Origin of the sequence: Bradyrhizobium sp. HKCCYLRH3061 (assembly GCF_051168015.1) — a bacterium.
GTDB lineage: Bacteria > Pseudomonadota > Alphaproteobacteria > Rhizobiales > Xanthobacteraceae > Bradyrhizobium.
Map to the genome: position 1 here is coordinate 209,322 of NZ_JBNPUE010000011.1, position 15,938 is coordinate 225,259.

Below are 15,938 nucleotides of genomic sequence, written 5' to 3' on the forward strand. Positions count from 1 at the left end.
TGATGTCGATGGGGTGAGGCGCTGCTTCAGGAGGGCGCCTCCTTCGACAGCAGGAAATCGACCATCACGCGCTCCAGCGCCCGGTACATGTCGGTGCCGGTCGCCGTCAGGCAGCCGCGCTGGCGCGCAGCGGCGATGAACGGCGACACCTCCGGCCGGGTGATCACGCAGCCGCAATAGGCCGACGGGCTGACGGTCGCCATGTCGACCGGCAAGGGATCGCCGGGCTGCATGCCCGCCGGCGTCGCATTCGCGACCAGGTCGAAGCCGCTGGCATCGGTGCCGCCGACAACGGCGCGGCCGTTGCCCCGCTCGTTGAGGCGCGCGATCAGCACATCGCGGCGTCCGGGATCGCTGTCGTGAATGGCAAGCTCGCGCACGCCGGCATCGATCAGCGCCAGCGCAATCGCCGAACCCGCTCCGCCCGCGCCGATCTGCAACGCCCGGCAGCCTGCGGGATCGAAGTCCTTGGCTTTCGCCGCGCCGACGAAGCCGAGGCCATCGACCATGTCACCGTGCCACCCGCCGCTTTCACCACGCCGCATCAAGTTGACGGCGCCGATGAACTGCGCACGCTCGGTGGCGGTCGCGCAGGCGCGGTAGCAGGCGAACTTGTGCGGGATCGTCGCGACGATGCCGTCGAGATTCCTGACCCGAGTCATTGCCGCCAGGAAGTCCGCGAGATCGCCCGGCGCGACCTGGACCGGGACGAGGATCGCATCGCTGCCCTGCTCGGCAAACGCCTGGCTCACGCCGGCCGGCGCACGCACCTGTGCGATCGGATCGCCGATGATGATGTGGAGCCTTGTGGCGCCGGTGGGGGCTGGGATCATGGCGGGCCTCTCGGAAAACTACAAAGATCCTCGTCCAAATGGCCGAAAGGCCGGCTCACGGAGCCGGCCTTTCTCAATCAGAAGCTATGGTCTCGCGGCTCACTTCGCCGGGACGTACTTCCCGTCCTTCACGGTCAGGATGATGCGGGAGCGGTCGTCGAGGCCCGAGCGATCCTTTTCGGTGAAGTTGTAGACGCCCTGCGAGGCCGCCATGTCCTTCTCGGTCATCAGCGCCTGGCGGATGGCTTCGCGGAACTCCGGCGTGCCGGGCTTGGCGGTCTTCAGCGCCACCGGGATGACGCGCTTGAGGATCTCGAACGCATCGAAGGAGTGACCGGCGAACTGGCTGCGGCTGTTCGGGCCATACTTGGCTTCATAGGCCTTGTTCAGCTCGAGGCCGGGCTTCTTGGTCAGCGCGCTGTCGTCCTGCGTCTCCGGCGACATCACCGGGCCGGAGGCCATGATCACGCCCTCCGCCGCCTTGCCGGCGATGCGGACGAAGTCCATGCTCGCGGCGCCGTGGGTCTGATAGATCAGGCCGGTGTAGCCGCGCTCGCGCAGCTCGGTCTGCGGCAGCGCCGCCGCGGTGCCGGAGGCGCCGACCAGGATCGCGTCCGGATTGGCGGCGACCAGCTTCAGCACCTGGCCGGTGACCGACGTATCGGGGCGCGCGAACCGCTCCTCGTCGGCAATCGTGATGCCCATCGGCACCGCCTGGTTCTTCAGATCGTTGAACCAGAGATCGCCGTAGGAGTCGGAGTAGCCGATGTAGCCGACGGTCTTGATGTTGTGCGCCTTCATGTGCTCGTACAGCACCTTGCCCATGATCGGCACCGGCTGCGGCATCACCACCGACCATTTCATCCGCTCAGGCGTGACCGGGAACGGCGCCAAGCCGAAATGCGGAATGCCGGCCTCGTTGGCGACGTTGGACACCGCGATGGTCGGCGGCGTCAGCGCCGAGCCCATGATGATGTCGGCTTTCGACTCCGTCACGAAGCGGCGCGCATTCGTCGTCGCCGTGGTCGGATCGCCGCCATCGTCGAGCACGATCACCTTGAGCGGCACGCCGCCGATCTCCTTCGGCACGAACTCGAGCGCATTGCGCTCGGGGATGCCGAGCGCCGCGCCCGGCCCCGTCGTGGTCGTGGTGATGCCGATGGTGATCTCGCTGGTCTGCGCCAGCGCAGGAGCAGCTGCGAGCATCGCGATGACGCCAGCCGCCGCCAGATAGGCCTTCCTCATAAAATCCTCCCTTGATCTTTTCGGTTCAGCTCGTGATCCGCCGATCCTGTTTGCAGTCCCACCCCTTGTCCGGGGCGCCTTCCAACATGGCCGGCCGATATGTGTCCAAACGTGATCATAGCATTGAACACGAGAAGATCACGCCTCACCAGTCGACCAAAGCATGACAGCTGAACATCCTTAAGACGGTCGCATGTCGCACCCATTCCAGCCTCATCCACCGAGAAACTTGGCGCGCATCTCCTCGGGAAACGGCGCCGACTTCAGCTTGTCCGGGTCGGCCAGATCGCGCCCGACCAGCACCCGCGTCTCGAATCCCTCGATCGCCAGCGCCTCGCCCTTGAACACCTTATGGGTAACGTCGAAGGACGAGCGCTTGATGCTCTCGATCCGGCTCTCGATCGTGATCCAGTCGCCATAGGTCGAGGGGATGTAGAACTTGGCGCGGGTGTCGACCATGGGGATGCCGACCAGACCGTAGCGACGGACGATGTCCTGCTTGGAGAACCCGGCCGCCTCGAACATGACAGAGGTTGCATCGTCGAACATCGCGAAATAGCGCGGGTAGTAGACGATATTGGCGGGATCGCAGTCGCCCCACTGGATCTGCACGTCGCGGCGGTGGATGAACATTGGTTTGGCCTCGCTATCAGCCGTGTAGACGGTGCGCTCCCTCTCCCCGTTCTTTACGGGGAGAGGGCTGGGGTGAGGGGCAGCCACGCGCACCAGACTCGCGGAGAGCCCCCTCACCCGGATTGCATCTGGCGATGCAATCCGGCCTCTCCCCGCGCGCGGGGAGAGGCTGGCAGCGAGCCTCTGGCGAGTAGCTCGGCGCATCAATCCTACTTCGGCGCCATGCGCAGCGAGCCGTCGAGGCGGACGACTTCGCCGTTGAGATAGGCGTTCTCGACCATGTGCAGCGCCAGCGCGGCGAACTCGTCGGCATGACCCAGACGGCGGGGGAACGGGATCGCGGCGGCGAGCGAGTCCTGGGCCTCCTGCGGCAGGTTGGCGAGCAGCGGCGTCAGGAACAGGCCGGGCGCAATGGTCAGCACGCGGATGCCGAACTGCGCGAGCTCGCGCGCGATCGGCAGGGTCATGCCGACGATGCCGCCCTTGGAAGCCGAATAGGCCGACTGTCCGATCTGGCCGTCATAGGCGGCGACCGACGCGGTGTTGATGACGACGCCGCGCTCGCCGGTCGCCTGCGGCTCCAGCTTGGTCATGCCGTTGGTGACCAGACGCAGCATGTTGAACGAGCCGATCAGGTTGACCTTGATGACCTTCTCGAAATCGGCCAGCGGCATCGGGCCGTCACGTCCGACGACGCGCTTGGCGACGCCGATGCCGGCGCAGTTCACCAGCACGCGCGGCTGCTGGCCGAGCGCCTCGACGGCCTTGGCAACGGCCGCTTCCGCGCCGGCGGCGTCCGAGACGTCGCAGACCACCGGCACGCCCTTGATCTCGGCCGCGACCTCCTCCGCCAGCTTGGCGTTGAGATCGAACACCGCGACCTTGGCGCCCTGCGCAGCGAGCTTGCGGGCGGTGGCGGCCCCGAGGCCGGAAGCGCCGCCAGTGACGATGGCGGCCTGGTCCTTCAACAACATTGTCGTTTCTCCCTTGGATGCGTCGATCAGCCGGCGATGATGATGTCGTCGTCCGGCGTCGCGGCGTAGATGCGTTCGATCAGGTCCTTGCGGTTCTCCAGCACGGCGCGCTGGTTGATCGATCCCTTGTCGGTGACCTCGCCCTTGTCGATCGACAGCGGCACGCCGAGCAGGACGGCGCGCGTGATGCGCGTCGACGAGCCGGTCGCGGTCTGCAGGAATTTTGCGAAGCGCTGACGGAAGGCCTCGATGATCAGCGGATCGGCCGCCGTGGCGGCGAGGTCGTCGAACGGCAAGGTCGCGTTGATCAGGCGGCAACCATCGAGATCGAGCACGACGATGGCCGCGATCTCGTCGCGGTTGATGCCGGCGATGATCACGTCGCGCGCCAGCGGCGCGCACGCAGCCACGAAGCGGGCCCGCAACGGGCCGACGGAAACCCAGGTGCCCGACGCCAGCTTGAAGTCCTCGGCAACACGACCGTCAAAATCGAAGCCGGCATTGAAGTCGTCGGGATCGACGGGCTTCAGCGCGTCGCCCATCTTGTAGTAGCCTTCGTCGTCAAAGGCCGCGGCCGAGACCTCCGGCAGGCGCCAATAGCCCGGCGTCACGTTCGGCCCCTTGGCGCGCACTTCCATCTTGCCGTTGTTGGGAACGAGCTTGGCCTCGTTGCCGGAGACCGGCAGGCCGACATGGCCGGAGCGGCTGGTGCGTGGATTGACCGACATGAAGAACGGTGCGGTCTCGGTGGAGCCGAGGCCCGTCAGCATCGGCACGCGAGTGCCCGTCTCGGCCACTGAGAGCTCGTCGAGCTCGTTCCAGACATGTGGCGCGAGTGCGGCGCCGGAGAAGAACATCGCGTGCAGCCGCTGGAAGAAGGACTTCCGCAGCGCCGGGTCCTCGCGGAAATAGGGCAGCAGCGACTCGTAGCCCTTGGGGACGTTGAAATAGACCGTCGGCGAGATCTCGCGCAGGTTTCGCACGGTTTCCTCGATGCCGCCGGGCACCGGCTTGCCCTGGTCGAGATACATCGAGCCGCCGTTGAACAGGGTCAGGCCGATATTGTGGTTGCCGCCGAATGTGTGATTCCATGGCAGCCAGTCGATGATCACGGGCGGCTCGTCCTTCAGGAAGGCGAGTGTCTCGCGGATCATCACCTGGTTGGCGCAGATCATGCGCTGGGTATTGATCACGGCCTTCGGATTGCCGGTCGAGCCCGAGGTCAGCAGGAATTTCGCGATCGTGTCGGGGCCGATCTTGTCATGGGCGGCGTCGAGGCCAGGAAACAGCGGCGATGCGATCAGATCGGCGAGCATCGTGATCTTGCGGCCCGGCACCGAGCCGAACGACGCCACGATCTCGGTGCCGTCGGGCACGTTCGCGGCCAGCGCGTCGGCGAACTTGTCGGCGTCGTCGACGAAGACGAGGCCCGGCGTCAGCAGCTTCATCAGATAAGCGAGCTTGCCGTAGTCGCGCGACACCAGCGAATAGGCCGGCGACACCGGGCAGAACGGCACGCCGGCATAGAGCGAGCCGAACGCGACCAGGGCATGATCGATCGAATTGCCCGACAGGATCATGACCGGTCGGTCCGGCGACAGCCCGCGCGCGAGCAGCCCCGACGCGATGTGCCGGCTCGCCGCCAGCAGCGTGGCATAGGTCAGCTCGCGCCAGCCCTCGGGCCCGACGCGCTCGGCCATGAACACGCGCTCTGGTGTGGCTTTGGCGAAGTGATGCAGCCGATCCGTGATCCGCTGCGGATAGTCGCCGAGCGGCTGCTTCGGACGGAGATAGATGGTGCCGTCGTCGCGGCGATCGACGGTGACCGCGGGATCGTTGAACGAGATCGCGCGCAACGGATGAACACTGGCGGTGCGCGCCGTGTCGTCCGTTCCTCCCTGTGTGCTTCTTATTGTTTGTGTGGTCATGTCACGTCGGCTTCACTTTGGCGGTCTTGTGATCGAGGAAGGCGCGGATGCGACTCTTGGCCTCCTTGTCGCTCTGCGCGACGGTGGCCATCAGCGATTCCATCAGCAGGCCGGTCTGCGGATTGGCCTCCGCGATCATCGGCAGCGCCTGCAGCACCGCGAAATTCGTCAGCGGCGCGTTACCCGCGATCTTGGCGGCCAACTCCATGGCCTTGGTCATCGAGGCACCGGCCTCGACGAGATATTGCGCGAAGCCGTAGGACGAGCCTTCGGTCGCGGAATAGACGCGCCCGGTCAGCATCATGTCCATCATGCGGGCGACGCCGATCAGGCGCGGCAGCCGCACCGAGCCGCCGCCTCCGACGAAGATGCCGCGCTGGCCCTCGGGCAGCGCGAAGTAGGCCGACGGCTCGGCGACACGGATATGCGCGGCGCAGGCGAGCTCGAGACCGCCACCGATGACGGCCCCCTTCAGTGCGGCGATCACCGGCACGCGGCAATACTGGATGCGGTCGAACACGCGATGCCACATCTGCGAGTGCACCAGGCCCTCGGTCGCGTCGCGCTCGCGCAATTCGGAGAGATCGAGGCCGGAGGAGAAATTGTCGCCGAGGCCGTGGATCACGACGCAGCGGACGTCGTCGGGCAGGCTGGTGAAGCGCTCGCCGATGGCGAGGATGATGCCGTCATTCAGCGCGTTGCGCTTGGCCGGGCGGTTGAGCCCGATCGTCAGGACGGCGCCCTGCTGTTCGATCTGCAGCAGAGACGGATCGCCCGCTGGCGTGGCGGTGTCGGCGTTTCCCATCGCTTGATTGTGTCCTGTTCAGAATAGTTATGTTTTATAACGATCTTCGCGGGAGTCAATAAGCGGCGCCCGACATCATGTTGTGCGATGCAAAACAACAAGCCGCGGGGGGCGCGGCCGGACGCAGCATGGTAAGGCCCGCCTGCGCGCAAAGGCAAATGACATGATCCGGCATTCCCGCGGCGAAATCACGCCCGGGGCTTTGCTGATCGTGTTCACCCTCCGGTGCGGAGGGCGCAGGGAAGGCCAGGCGTCGGCTGACGCCTGCGGCCCGCCTGCGAAAAGAATGCAGGCGGCAGGTACCACAGGTGCAGCCGAGAACGCCCGGCCTTCCCTGCGCGATGGTCTTCACGCTTATACGCAGTCTCCCTGGTGCGCCGGGCTTTTTGGCCACCATCACCGCGCAGCGCCTGCGGCGCCATCACGGCTTGATACCAGCGTCGGGGTATCAGGACGCTGCGATTTCACGTCCGCGAGACGTTCGTTCGTCCGCAGGCCCGGTCGAGCCTGCTGCGAAGTCTCGCGGCCATCGCTCCCCGCCCCGCGTGTCGTGACGATCGCGCGCTACGCCCCTCTGCGATGGGACGGGATGGCGGGAGAGAACCATAATTTCCGATAATACGCAAGTCATTTCTTTTTTTTCGGTCTCCAGCAATGAATGACCTCAGGCCGCAACTTCGGGGGCGTCGTCCGAAATGAACGGCCGACAACATCGCGTTCAGCACGACTTCAAAGCACGCGCTGTAGAACGTCTACCGTCACCACACTTCCCAATGGAGGGGACCATGGTTTCGCTGAAGACATCTCTCGCTGGCGGCGTTGCCGCGCTTGCCATGACCGCCACCCTGCTCGCCGGCGCCGCGCCCGCCCAGGCGCATGACGGCCGCAACGCGGCGCTGATCGGCGGCCTGGTGGCCGGGGCTCTCATCGGCGGCGCGCTGGCGTCGGCTTCGGAAGCGCAGGCGTATGAGCCTGCCCCGGTCTATCGTTCGCATTACCGCGACGCGGCGTATGACGGCTACGGCTACGAGCGCCAGCGCTACGTTCCGGCCTACCGCGACCGCAATTGCGACCACGGCTATGGCCGGGCGGCGGATTGGGACGACGAGGACTAGTCGCTGGCCTTCCCGAATACGAAGCTGTCGCGACGAACGACCCGGTCAGCCAATAACTCCGTCATGCCCGGGCTTGTCCCGGGCATCCACGTCGTTCTCCGCAGCCGGAGGACGTGGATGGCCGGGACAAGCCCGGCCATGACGACGTGGCGACAGGCTACCGTCAAACTCAGGCCGCCTGATGCGATCGCACTACGCAGGCCGATGGGCCTACAACACCACGTGGACGTCGATGATGACGCGGTCGGCGTGCCGGGCCGCCGAGCCGACGAAGACGTGCTCCATCAGCCAGCGATATTTCTCGTGGCCGGTCTCGAAGCGCGGATGGGTGCGGAAGTAGATCAGCTTGGGGTCCACCGGCTCGCCGCGCTTGAGCTTCTGCAACAGGTCGACCGGTCCGAAGCGGATGCCGCGGTTCTCGACGTAGATCGTCGCGCCGTCGTCGGTCTCGAAGCCATATTTGGCTTCGAGGTCGATCAGCTCGTTCGGACGGATGATCTGGAAGTCGGCGCCGAAATTGCAGATCCTGCCCCTGATGCCCTCACCGGCGCGGCCGGGGCCCTTCACCTCGCCGCCATGGATCGGGATGATCCGGCGCACGCCGATGCCGGTCTCGCCGGCACTGGTGACGTCGCCGATCATCACGGTGAGGGTGAAGACGTAGCGGGTCTCGAGGATCGGGGTCGTCATCAGCGGGCCATCATCTGTTGCGGCAGCCAGGTGGCCAGCAGCGGGAAGGCGATCAGGATCACCAGGCGGATCAGGTCGGTGACGACGAAGGGCAGCACGCCCTTGAAGATCGTCGAGAACGACACGTCCTTCACCACGCTCTTGATGACGAAGACGTTCATGCCGACCGGCGGATGGATCAGGCCGAGCTCGACGGTCATCACGATGATGACGCCGAACCAGATCGGATCGAAGCCGAGATGGGAGATGACCGGGAAGATGATCGGCACGGTCAGGATGATCATCGCCATCGCATCCATCAGGCAGCCGAGCACGAGATACATCACCATGATCAGCGCCAGCACCCCGTAGGGGCCGAGGCCGAGGCCGGTGAGGAACTCCGTCACCTTCTGCGGCGTCTGCGTCACCGTCAGGAAGTAGCCGAAGATCAGCGCGCCGATCAGCACGGTGAACACCGCGGCCGCGGTGCGCGTGGCCTGCAGCAGCGAAGCCAGGATCTTGTCCTTGTCGAGCCGGCCGGTGAACACGCCGATCAGGAATGCGCCGGTGGCGCCGACGCCGCCGGCTTCCGTCGGCGTGAAGCGCGGCAGGAACGGCAGACCATAGAGACCGCCGATCACGAACAGGAACAGCAGCACCGGCGCCCAGATGCCTTTCAGGCCCGCGATGCGCTCGCGCCACGGCGGCGCCTCGCCCTTCGGGAGAAAATCCGGCCTGACACGGCCGATCACCGTGATGGTGATCATGTACATGGTCATCGCCAACAGGCCGGGGATGATGCCGGCGATGAACAGCTTGCCGATGTCCTGCTCGGTGATGATGCCGTAGACGGCGAGCACGGTCGACGGCGGCAGCATCGCGCCCAAGGTGCCGCCGGCGGCGATGACGCCGGTGGCGAAGGACTGCGGATAGCCGAAGCGGCGCATCTCGGGATAGGCCACCGCCGAGAACGTCGCGGCGGTCGCCACCGACGAACCGCAGATCGCAGCGAAGCCGCCGCAGGCGGCGACGGTGGCGATGCCGAGCCCGCCACGCAGATGGCCGACGAAGCCGTTGGCGGCACGGAACAGCTCGCGGCTCATGCCGGAGTTGGACACGAACGTTCCCATCAGCAGGAACATCGGGATCACGCCGAACGTGTAGTCCGTGACCGTGCGCATCGAGGTCTGGCCGACCAGCTTCAGCGCCGCCGTGCCGTTGACGAGATAGGCGAAGCCGGACACGCCGACGAGTCCCATCGCCATGCCGACGGGCACGCGCAGCAGCATCAGCGCAAACAGCGCAACGAAGCCGATGACGGCAACCGCATCCGTGCTCATGCGGCACTACTCCGTGGGCTTGACGTGAGGGTCATGAATCTCCTCGGGGTGGAAGATCAGGCGATAGGTCCGGATGGCGATCAGGAGCACCGCCGAAACGTCGCCGATCCAGGCGATTGCGAAGAACGGCCAGGTCGGCATGTGCAGATCGAAGGTGAGGACGTTGTCCTCATAGGTGCCGCGCACCTTGTCGAACAGGGTCCAGGTCTGCACCGTGACGACGAACAGCAGCACCAGCGTTGCGAAGATGTCGATCCAGCGCTGATAGCGCGGGCCGACATTGCCCCAGATCAGATCCACGGTGATGTGTGTGCCGCGATAGGATGTCGCAGCGATGCCCCAGAAGATCAGGATGCCGAGCAGCATGCGCCCGATGTCGAAGGAATCGGGGATCGAATAGTTCAGCGTGTTGCGGAGCAGCACCGACAGGAAGATGTCGAGCGCGACGATGCCGACGAAGAACGCCGCGATCCATTCGATCGCATCGATGATCCGGTCCATGTAGGCGCGCTGCATGGCGTCCCCGTTTGAAATCTGGTCGTAGGCTTGTAGATTGGAGCGCGCGCTGCCGCGCAGCAGGCGGTGGGCCCCCTCGCCCCGCCAGGGCGAAGCGAAGCTTCGCTAAGGCGGGGAGAGGGTTGGGGTGAGGGGGTACAGGTCTAACGGCTCGCACCACCCGTGCGGCTGCCCCTCACCCCGACCCTCTCTCCGTCAGAACGGGGAGAGGGAGCGCACCGTCTGCTGCGCAACAGCGCGATGTAAAGAGCGCTACTGCGCCAGCGCGTTGTACTTGGCGAGCGAGGCCTTCAGCTCGGTCATGGCGGCCTCGGCGTCGACGCCGGTCTTCTTGACGCCGTCGGCCCAGGTCTTGAACAGCGGCTCGGAGGCCTTCTTCCACAAAGCGGTCTGCTCCGGCGTCAGCTTGTAGACCTCCTGGCCGGACTCGGCCTTGATCTTGTCGACGCCGGCGTCCTCGAACTTGCCCCAGGGCTCGCCGACCTTGCCGGCGGTCTCCGTGTTGCAATTGTCGTCGATCGCCTTCTTCTGCATCGCCGACATCTGGTTGTACTTGTCCTTGTTCATGACGAACACGAAGGTCGTCACGTAGAACGGCGCGTCCATGTGGTACTTCGTGACCTTGTCGACTCCGAACAGCACCAGCGAGCCCGCCGGAAAGGTGACGCCGTCAGCGACGCCGCGCTCGATGATGTCGCGCACTTCCGGCGCCGACGACTGCACATTGGTGCCGCCGAGCAGGGTGACGAAATTGGCGATCGTCGCATCCGCCGGGCGGATCTTCATGCCCTTGACGTCCTCGGGCACGACGACCTTCTTGGTGCGGGTGTGGAAAGCCGAGGGCGTGTGGACGAAGGCGAGGCAATACTTGACGTCCTTCATCTCCTTCTCGGCATATTTGCGGTACCACGCGTCCAGACCTTCCGAGCCGCCCTTGGCGTCGGAGACCAGGAACGGCAGCTCGCCGGCGCCGATGATCGGGAAACGGCCGGGCTGATAGCCGGGATTCACATAGGTGACATCGGCGATGCCGTCGCGCGCCATGTCGTAATGGTCGAAGGCCTTGCCGAGCTGCTGCGCCGGGAACACCTTGCCCTTGATGGTGCCGCCCGAGGCCTTTTCGACCGATGCGGCCCAATCCTCCAGCGCCTTCTGCAGCGGATGGCTGGCGGGCACCCAGTGCGAAATCTTCAGCTCGAACGTCTTGTCCTGCGCGAGCACGGGGGTGGTCACACCGGCAGCCAGCGCCAACGCCAGAAGCGTCTTCCTCATCGGGATCCTCTCCTTCCATCATGGGCCTTCGAGGGCCCTTTGCTTCATTGTTATAGCATATAACCATCATTGCAAGCGTGACGGCAGACCTGCCGTCGCTGCACGCGCGAGCCTGCCCCTATCGCGCCAGCCAGCGCAAGTCTGGCAGACGAAAGTTGCACCCGCGCGACCAATTCATTAACACGTTAAGCATCTTGAGTGCACCCGAAATTGCACGACTGCATCGGCACACCGCGAAATTGCCACGAGGCGTCGAGCGGCCCTGCGACATCGTGCGCCATCTCCTCCGGCGTCGGCGCGCACTGTTTCAAACATCCGCGCAAAACACGTTTGAAACTTTGTAGGCGGTGCAAAACGCGCGGAGACGTCGTTGACTGCGGACATCGCCAGCAACGATCGAGACACGCGTGAGCAGCATTCCCGCCGGCTTCGAGCCGCATTTCCGCAAGAGCCCGTTCACCGATCCCTGGGAGCCGCTCTACGCCAGGAGAACCGACAAGGCCGTCATCCTCGGTCTGCGGCTCGCCGTGCCGCACACCAATTCGCGCGGGCTGATCCATGGCGGCCTGATCGCATCGCTGGCCGACAATGCGATGGGCTATAGCTGCGCCCAGACGCTGGGCTGGGAGGCGTCGTTGGTGACGATCAACCTCGCAGTCGACTACATCGGCAGCGCCGGGATCGGGCAGTGGCTCAGCGTCGAGAGCGACGTCATCAAGAGCGGACGCACCGTCTGCTTCGTACAGAGCCTGGTGCTGGCCGACGACGCCGTGATCGCGCGGGCGAACGCGACGTTTCGCGTGGTGCCGAAGAAGGAGTGACGTCGTCAGCCGAAGCGCCAGTCGCAGGTCGTGGCGATCAGGTCGATGAAGGCGCGGACCTTGGCTGATAGGAGCCGGGAGCTCGGGAACACGATGTGGATGGGAAGTGGCGGCGGCTCGTATTTCGCCAGCACCCGCTTGAGGCGGCCGCCACGCAGCGCGTCGGCGGCCTGATAGGCCATCACCCGTGTCACGCCGCCGCCCGCCTCGGCATATTGGATCGCGGCGTCGGCATTGTTGGTAACGAGCCGCGGGCTGACCGCAATCCGCAGTTCCCTGCCCTCCTTGACGAAGCGCCATTCGTCGGCCGGGCCGAACTGGATGGTCTGGTGCTTCGCCAGCGCATCGGGTGTCCGCGGCTCGCCTTGGCCTTTGAAGTAGGCGGGAGCCCCGACCACGATCCGGCGCATGCTGCCGACCTGGCGGGCCACGAGCGACGAATCGCCGAGATGGCCGATCCGAACGGCACAGTCGACGCCGTCCTCCACCAGATTGATCTGGCGGTCCTCGAGGCGCAGCTCGGCCGCGACCTCGGCATAGCGGCTCAGATACGCGGCCATGACCGGACCGACATGGAGCCGGCCGAAGCCGACCGGCGCCGAGACCACCAGCCGCCCCACCGGCTGCAGGCGCTCGCTCTCCGCGGCGCGCTCCGCCTCCGCCAGATCGGCCAGGATGCGGCCAGCGCGTTCCAGATAGCGTCGTCCGGAATCGGTCAGCGTCACCGAGCGCGTCGTCCGCTGCAGCAGGCGGACGCCAAGATGCGCTTCGAGCGCGGCGACCAAACGGGTGACCGCCGATGGTGACAGCTTGAGCCGGCGCGCCGCCGGTGCGAAGCCGTTCAGCTCGGCGACGGTGACGAACGCCTGCATGGCATCGATGCGGTCCATGGGATTATTGCAACATCTGCAACGATCCAATGTCAACTGGCCAGATTATTTCCCCGGGGAATTGGGACCATATTCCCTTCACGGCGGCAGTCACGGCCGCAGCGACAAGGAGTCATTGCGATGACCCAGCCAACCATCCAGGCACCCGGCGACGTCATGTTCTCACCCGCCGTCAAGGCGATCCAGGCCCGCAAGGGGTCGCGCGAGAGCTACGCGCATGTGGAGCAGAGCCGCGGCTTTCGCCACGAGGTCGACGCCGATCTCGCCGGCCGCCTCGCCGAGGCCACGAGCTTCTATCTCGCGACCGCCTCGGCCGACGGCCAGCCCTATATCCAGCATCGCGGCGGACCGAAGGGCTTTCTCAAGGTGCTCGACAGCCACACGCTGGCGTTCGCCGACTTCAGCGGCAACCGGCAGTACATCACCCAGGGCAATCTGTCGGAGAACCCGCACGCCTACATCTTCGTCATGGACTACGCGCATCGCCGCCGGGTGAAGATCTGGGGGACGGCGCGGGTGGTCGAGGATGATGCCGCGCTGACGGCCTCGCTGATGCCGAGAGGCTACAGGGCTCGGCCCGAGCAGGTCATCCTGTTCACGATCAGCGCCTGGGACACCAACTGCCCGCAGCACATCCCGCAGAAGTTCGACGCGGCCGACGTCGCCGAAGCGCTGGCCGTGCGCGATGCGCGCATCGCGGAGCTGGAGGCGGAGGTGGCGCGGTTGAAGGGCGAGGCCCTCTGACGAAGTCCTCTGCCTTCAGCACTGTGGACCTGTGCTTGGTCGTCATTCCGGGGCAATCGTTCGTGCGCGGTAGTGCACGGGCGATTGAACCCGGAATCTCGACATGAGTAGAGCGCAAAACAATCTCGAGATTCCGGGTTCAAGGCCTGCGGCCTTGCCCCCGGAATGACGTGGGTGGGGCTTAAGAACTCAGGCGGCCTCGGCCGCCCTGCCCCAATCGAACTCGGGATAGTACTGCGCCATCATGCGCTCGGCATAGGCGACGAGATTGCCGAAGCTTTCGGTCCTGCGGCGGAGCTCGGATTCGAAGAACGGCGTGAGAATGCCGGCGATGACGGCGAACGCGGTCGCGTCGGTGCCGCATGGACGATCACCCATCAGATAAGGCCGGTCTCCGAGCTGCACCGACAGCGCGCGCAGCGAGCGCGCGGCGAGATCGACGTCCTCGTCCGGCGCGTGCCGGCCGAGCCCGGAGATCAGATAGTTCTCGGCGACACGAAACTGCGCGTCCTCGCGCAGCTTCTCGCGCTTGTCGGCCGGCACGCCGTCGAAGAAATGCGCCGGCCCCTTGGCGAAGTTGACCGGATCGACCCAGCGCGCCCCGACCAGCGCGAAATACAGATGATGCTCGATCATGCGCTCGAACCCCCAGGCCTGCGCCCGCGCGCGCACGTCGAGTCCGGAATCGAAGTCGAAGCCGTATTTGCGCTCGATGTGGGCACGGATGAAGGTCGAATCGGCAATCAGCTCGCCGCCATCGTCGATGAAGGGCAGTTGCCCCTTCGGCGACGCCGGCGGCATCGCCCGCTGCTTCCGATAGTCGAGGCCCGCCATCTTCAATTGCACCTCCGTCTTGGTGACGAAGGGGCTGATCTCCGGCAGGCCGAAGCCCGCGCCCAAACCGAACAATGTGATCATGACAGCACTCCCGACTTCCTGAGCAGACGCCGGACGCTACGAACGTGCTGCTGCCACCATGGTGTCAGCAGCGGCAGTAGCGTGGTGGCCAGGCCAAGGCCATAAAACATCATCATCGACATCACCCCTTCAATCTCGTTGTTGGCCCGGTATAAGGACAGGCTGCTGCCAGCATCCTGTCAGCATCGGCGGGGGTGCTCGCCGCTCGCAGGACACACCATGAGACGCGCCGACCGGCTGTTCCAGATCATCCAGGTGCTGAGACGCACGCGCCGCCCATTGACGGCGGATGCGATCGCGGCCGAGCTCGAGACCTCGAAGCGCACGATCTATCGCGACATCGCCACCCTGATCGGGCAGCGCGTGCCGATCCGCGGCGAGGCCGGCATGGGCTACATCCTGGAGAAGGGTTTCGATCTGCCGCCCTTGATGCTGACGCCGGACGAGATCGAGGCGGCGGTGCTTGGCGCGCAATGGGTCGCGGTCAACGCCGACCCGGTGCTGGCGCGCGCGGCGGAAGACCTGATGGCCAAGATCGCCGACACCGTGCCGGAGCGCTTAAGGCCATTCGTGCTGGAGCCGGCGAGCCGCGCGCCGCGGCCGTGGATGCGCGAGCCGGACCGCATCGACATGTCACGCACGCGCTCGCAGATCCACGAGGGACGCAAGATCCGCTTACGCTATCGCGACGAGCAGGGCCGCGACAGCGAGCGCGTGATCTGGCCGATCGCGATCGGCTATCATGACGCGGTGCGCATCCTCGCCGCCTGGTGCGAGCTGCGTCGCGACTTCCGCAGCTTCAGGACCGACCGTGTCGTCGAGGCGGATTATCTCGACGACAAATATCCTGAAAGGCGCGAGGCGCTGCGCGCCAAATGGCGGCGCAGCCTGGTGTGGGAGGTTCCCAAGGATGTCTGAACCGGTGTCTGGCGAGACTGACAGCAGCCCCTGTCAGAGCTGCGGCGCGTGCTGCGCCTATTCGTCGAACTGGCCGCGCTTCACGATCGAGGAGGATGAAGCCCTCGACCTGATCCCGGCCGAGCTGGTCAACGAGCGGCTGTCGGGCATGCGCTGCGACGGCGACCGCTGCTGCGGGCTCGATGGCGAGATCGCGCGCGCGGTCTCGTGCCGGATCTACGCGATCCGCCCTGAGGTGTGCCGCATCTGCATGCCGGGTGACGCCGAATGCGCGATGGCCCGGCGCAAGTTCGGGCTGCCCGTGCTCGCCTGAGCCA

General features: G+C 65.7%; 17 protein-coding genes. 5 read left to right on the forward strand and 12 right to left on the reverse strand.

All coding sequences use genetic code 11. The features are described 5' to 3' along the window. Window positions 1–26: 26 nt before the first annotated feature. The 6 genes from ACQR2C_RS19455 to ACQR2C_RS19480 all read right to left on the reverse strand — a co-directional run bounded on the left by ACQR2C_RS19455 (window position 27) and on the right by ACQR2C_RS19480 (window position 6,418). Complete coding sequence (locus ACQR2C_RS19455) at window positions 27–833, reverse strand: shikimate dehydrogenase family protein (protein ID WP_434881870.1); 807 nt, start codon at window positions 831–833, stop codon at window positions 27–29. Window positions 834–932: 99 nt separating this feature from the next. Beyond that, a complete protein-coding gene (locus tag ACQR2C_RS19460) occupies window positions 933–2,078 on the reverse strand; it encodes an ABC transporter substrate-binding protein (RefSeq protein WP_434881871.1) in 1,146 nt (381 codons plus the stop codon). A gap of 213 nt (window positions 2,079–2,291) precedes the next feature. Then, window positions 2,292–2,711: an acyl-CoA thioesterase gene (locus ACQR2C_RS19465; RefSeq protein WP_434881872.1), complete on the reverse strand. Its 420-nt coding sequence runs from the start codon at window positions 2,709–2,711 to the stop codon at window positions 2,292–2,294. A 209-nt stretch (window positions 2,712–2,920) separates the two neighbouring features. Continuing rightward, the gene (locus tag ACQR2C_RS19470) at window positions 2,921–3,685 is read right to left on the reverse strand and encodes an SDR family NAD(P)-dependent oxidoreductase (protein ID WP_315825944.1); all 765 of its coding nucleotides are present in this window, start codon (window positions 3,683–3,685) and stop codon (window positions 2,921–2,923) included. Window positions 3,686–3,711: 26 nt separating this feature from the next. Next, window positions 3,712–5,613: a feruloyl-CoA synthase gene (locus ACQR2C_RS19475; protein ID WP_434881873.1), complete on the reverse strand. Its 1,902-nt coding sequence runs from the start codon at window positions 5,611–5,613 to the stop codon at window positions 3,712–3,714. A 1-nt stretch (window position 5,614) separates the two neighbouring features. Continuing rightward, complete coding sequence (locus tag ACQR2C_RS19480) at window positions 5,615–6,418, reverse strand: crotonase/enoyl-CoA hydratase family protein (RefSeq protein ID WP_315805726.1); 804 nt, start codon at window positions 6,416–6,418, stop codon at window positions 5,615–5,617. A gap of 785 nt (window positions 6,419–7,203) precedes the next feature. Here ACQR2C_RS19480 and ACQR2C_RS19485 point away from each other — a divergent pair. Next, window positions 7,204–7,533: a hypothetical protein gene (locus ACQR2C_RS19485; protein WP_316216432.1), complete on the forward strand. Its 330-nt coding sequence runs from the start codon at window positions 7,204–7,206 to the stop codon at window positions 7,531–7,533. Window positions 7,534–7,743: 210 nt separating this feature from the next. On the opposite strand, the gene ACQR2C_RS19490 is transcribed toward ACQR2C_RS19485, so the two are convergent. The 4 genes from ACQR2C_RS19490 to ACQR2C_RS19505 form a co-directional block, all read right to left on the reverse strand. Continuing rightward, window positions 7,744–8,223 (reverse strand): DUF3237 domain-containing protein, encoded by a 480-nt coding sequence (locus tag ACQR2C_RS19490; RefSeq protein WP_434881874.1) that lies wholly within the window; start codon window positions 8,221–8,223, stop codon window positions 7,744–7,746. Further along, the gene (locus ACQR2C_RS19495; protein ID WP_315805176.1) at window positions 8,223–9,542 is read right to left on the reverse strand and encodes a TRAP transporter large permease; all 1,320 of its coding nucleotides are present in this window, start codon (window positions 9,540–9,542) and stop codon (window positions 8,223–8,225) included. Before ACQR2C_RS19495 ends, ACQR2C_RS19490 begins: the two co-directional genes overlap by 1 nt. Window positions 9,543–9,548: 6 nt before the next feature. Continuing rightward, window positions 9,549–10,058 carry a TRAP transporter small permease gene (locus ACQR2C_RS19500; protein WP_315805177.1) on the reverse strand — a complete coding sequence of 170 codons (510 nt, stop codon included), beginning with the start codon at window positions 10,056–10,058 and terminating at the stop codon, window positions 9,549–9,551. 252 nt (window positions 10,059–10,310) lie between these two features. Beyond that, window positions 10,311–11,330: a TRAP transporter substrate-binding protein gene (locus tag ACQR2C_RS19505; protein WP_316216430.1), complete on the reverse strand. Its 1,020-nt coding sequence runs from the start codon at window positions 11,328–11,330 to the stop codon at window positions 10,311–10,313. Between the two features lie 407 nt (window positions 11,331–11,737). Between ACQR2C_RS19505 and ACQR2C_RS19510 the strand changes: the two genes are divergently transcribed. Further along, window positions 11,738–12,151 (forward strand): PaaI family thioesterase, encoded by a 414-nt coding sequence (locus tag ACQR2C_RS19510; RefSeq protein ID WP_315805179.1) that lies wholly within the window; start codon window positions 11,738–11,740, stop codon window positions 12,149–12,151. A gap of 5 nt (window positions 12,152–12,156) precedes the next feature. On the opposite strand, the gene ACQR2C_RS19515 is transcribed toward ACQR2C_RS19510, so the two are convergent. Then, complete coding sequence (locus tag ACQR2C_RS19515; protein ID WP_316238204.1) at window positions 12,157–13,041, reverse strand: LysR family transcriptional regulator; 885 nt, start codon at window positions 13,039–13,041, stop codon at window positions 12,157–12,159. Between the two features lie 120 nt (window positions 13,042–13,161). On the opposite strand from ACQR2C_RS19515, the gene ACQR2C_RS19520 reads away from it, so the two are divergent. Further along, window positions 13,162–13,785: a pyridoxamine 5'-phosphate oxidase family protein gene (locus ACQR2C_RS19520; RefSeq protein WP_434881875.1), complete on the forward strand. Its 624-nt coding sequence runs from the start codon at window positions 13,162–13,164 to the stop codon at window positions 13,783–13,785. A gap of 189 nt (window positions 13,786–13,974) precedes the next feature. Here ACQR2C_RS19520 and ACQR2C_RS19525 read toward each other — a convergent pair whose 3' ends face one another. Beyond that, a complete protein-coding gene (locus tag ACQR2C_RS19525; protein ID WP_434881876.1) occupies window positions 13,975–14,703 on the reverse strand; it encodes a glutathione S-transferase family protein in 729 nt (242 codons plus the stop codon). A gap of 219 nt (window positions 14,704–14,922) precedes the next feature. On the opposite strand from ACQR2C_RS19525, the gene ACQR2C_RS19530 reads away from it, so the two are divergent. Both ACQR2C_RS19530 and ACQR2C_RS19535 read left to right on the forward strand, forming a co-directional pair. Next, on the forward strand, window positions 14,923–15,621 hold the full coding sequence (locus tag ACQR2C_RS19530) for a helix-turn-helix transcriptional regulator (RefSeq protein ID WP_315713748.1): 699 nt from the start codon (window positions 14,923–14,925) through the stop codon (window positions 15,619–15,621). Beyond that, window positions 15,614–15,934 (forward strand): YkgJ family cysteine cluster protein, encoded by a 321-nt coding sequence (locus tag ACQR2C_RS19535; RefSeq protein ID WP_434848588.1) that lies wholly within the window; start codon window positions 15,614–15,616, stop codon window positions 15,932–15,934. Before ACQR2C_RS19530 ends, ACQR2C_RS19535 begins: the two co-directional genes overlap by 8 nt. The last annotated feature ends 4 nt before the right edge of the window (window positions 15,935–15,938 follow it).

Excerpts from the sequence above, each read along its gene's own strand:
- ACQR2C_RS19455 (WP_434881870.1), bottom strand. The coding sequence starts at position 833 with ATGATCCCAGCCCCCACCGGCGCCACAAGGCTCCACATCATCATCGGC.
- ACQR2C_RS19460 (WP_434881871.1), bottom strand. The coding sequence starts at position 2,078 with ATGAGGAAGGCCTATCTGGCGGCGGCTGGCGTCATCGCGATGCTCGCA.
- ACQR2C_RS19465 (WP_434881872.1), bottom strand. The coding sequence starts at position 2,711 with ATGTTCATCCACCGCCGCGACGTGCAGATCCAGTGGGGCGACTGCGAT.
- ACQR2C_RS19470 (WP_315825944.1), bottom strand. The coding sequence starts at position 3,685 with ATGTTGTTGAAGGACCAGGCCGCCATCGTCACTGGCGGCGCTTCCGGC.
- ACQR2C_RS19475 (WP_434881873.1), bottom strand. The coding sequence starts at position 5,613 with ATGACCACACAAACAATAAGAAGCACACAGGGAGGAACGGACGACACG.
- ACQR2C_RS19480 (WP_315805726.1), bottom strand. The coding sequence starts at position 6,418 with ATGGGAAACGCCGACACCGCCACGCCAGCGGGCGATCCGTCTCTGCTG.
- ACQR2C_RS19485 (WP_316216432.1), top strand. The coding sequence starts at position 7,204 with ATGGTTTCGCTGAAGACATCTCTCGCTGGCGGCGTTGCCGCGCTTGCC.
- ACQR2C_RS19490 (WP_434881874.1), bottom strand. The coding sequence starts at position 8,223 with ATGACGACCCCGATCCTCGAGACCCGCTACGTCTTCACCCTCACCGTG.
- ACQR2C_RS19495 (WP_315805176.1), bottom strand. The coding sequence starts at position 9,542 with ATGAGCACGGATGCGGTTGCCGTCATCGGCTTCGTTGCGCTGTTTGCG.
- ACQR2C_RS19500 (WP_315805177.1), bottom strand. The coding sequence starts at position 10,058 with ATGCAGCGCGCCTACATGGACCGGATCATCGATGCGATCGAATGGATC.
- ACQR2C_RS19505 (WP_316216430.1), bottom strand. The coding sequence starts at position 11,330 with ATGAGGAAGACGCTTCTGGCGTTGGCGCTGGCTGCCGGTGTGACCACC.
- ACQR2C_RS19515 (WP_316238204.1), bottom strand. The coding sequence starts at position 13,041 with ATGGACCGCATCGATGCCATGCAGGCGTTCGTCACCGTCGCCGAGCTG.
- ACQR2C_RS19520 (WP_434881875.1), top strand. The coding sequence starts at position 13,162 with ATGACCCAGCCAACCATCCAGGCACCCGGCGACGTCATGTTCTCACCC.
- ACQR2C_RS19525 (WP_434881876.1), bottom strand. The coding sequence starts at position 14,703 with ATGATCACATTGTTCGGTTTGGGCGCGGGCTTCGGCCTGCCGGAGATC.
- ACQR2C_RS19530 (WP_315713748.1), top strand. The coding sequence starts at position 14,923 with ATGAGACGCGCCGACCGGCTGTTCCAGATCATCCAGGTGCTGAGACGC.
- ACQR2C_RS19535 (WP_434848588.1), top strand. The coding sequence starts at position 15,614 with ATGTCTGAACCGGTGTCTGGCGAGACTGACAGCAGCCCCTGTCAGAGC.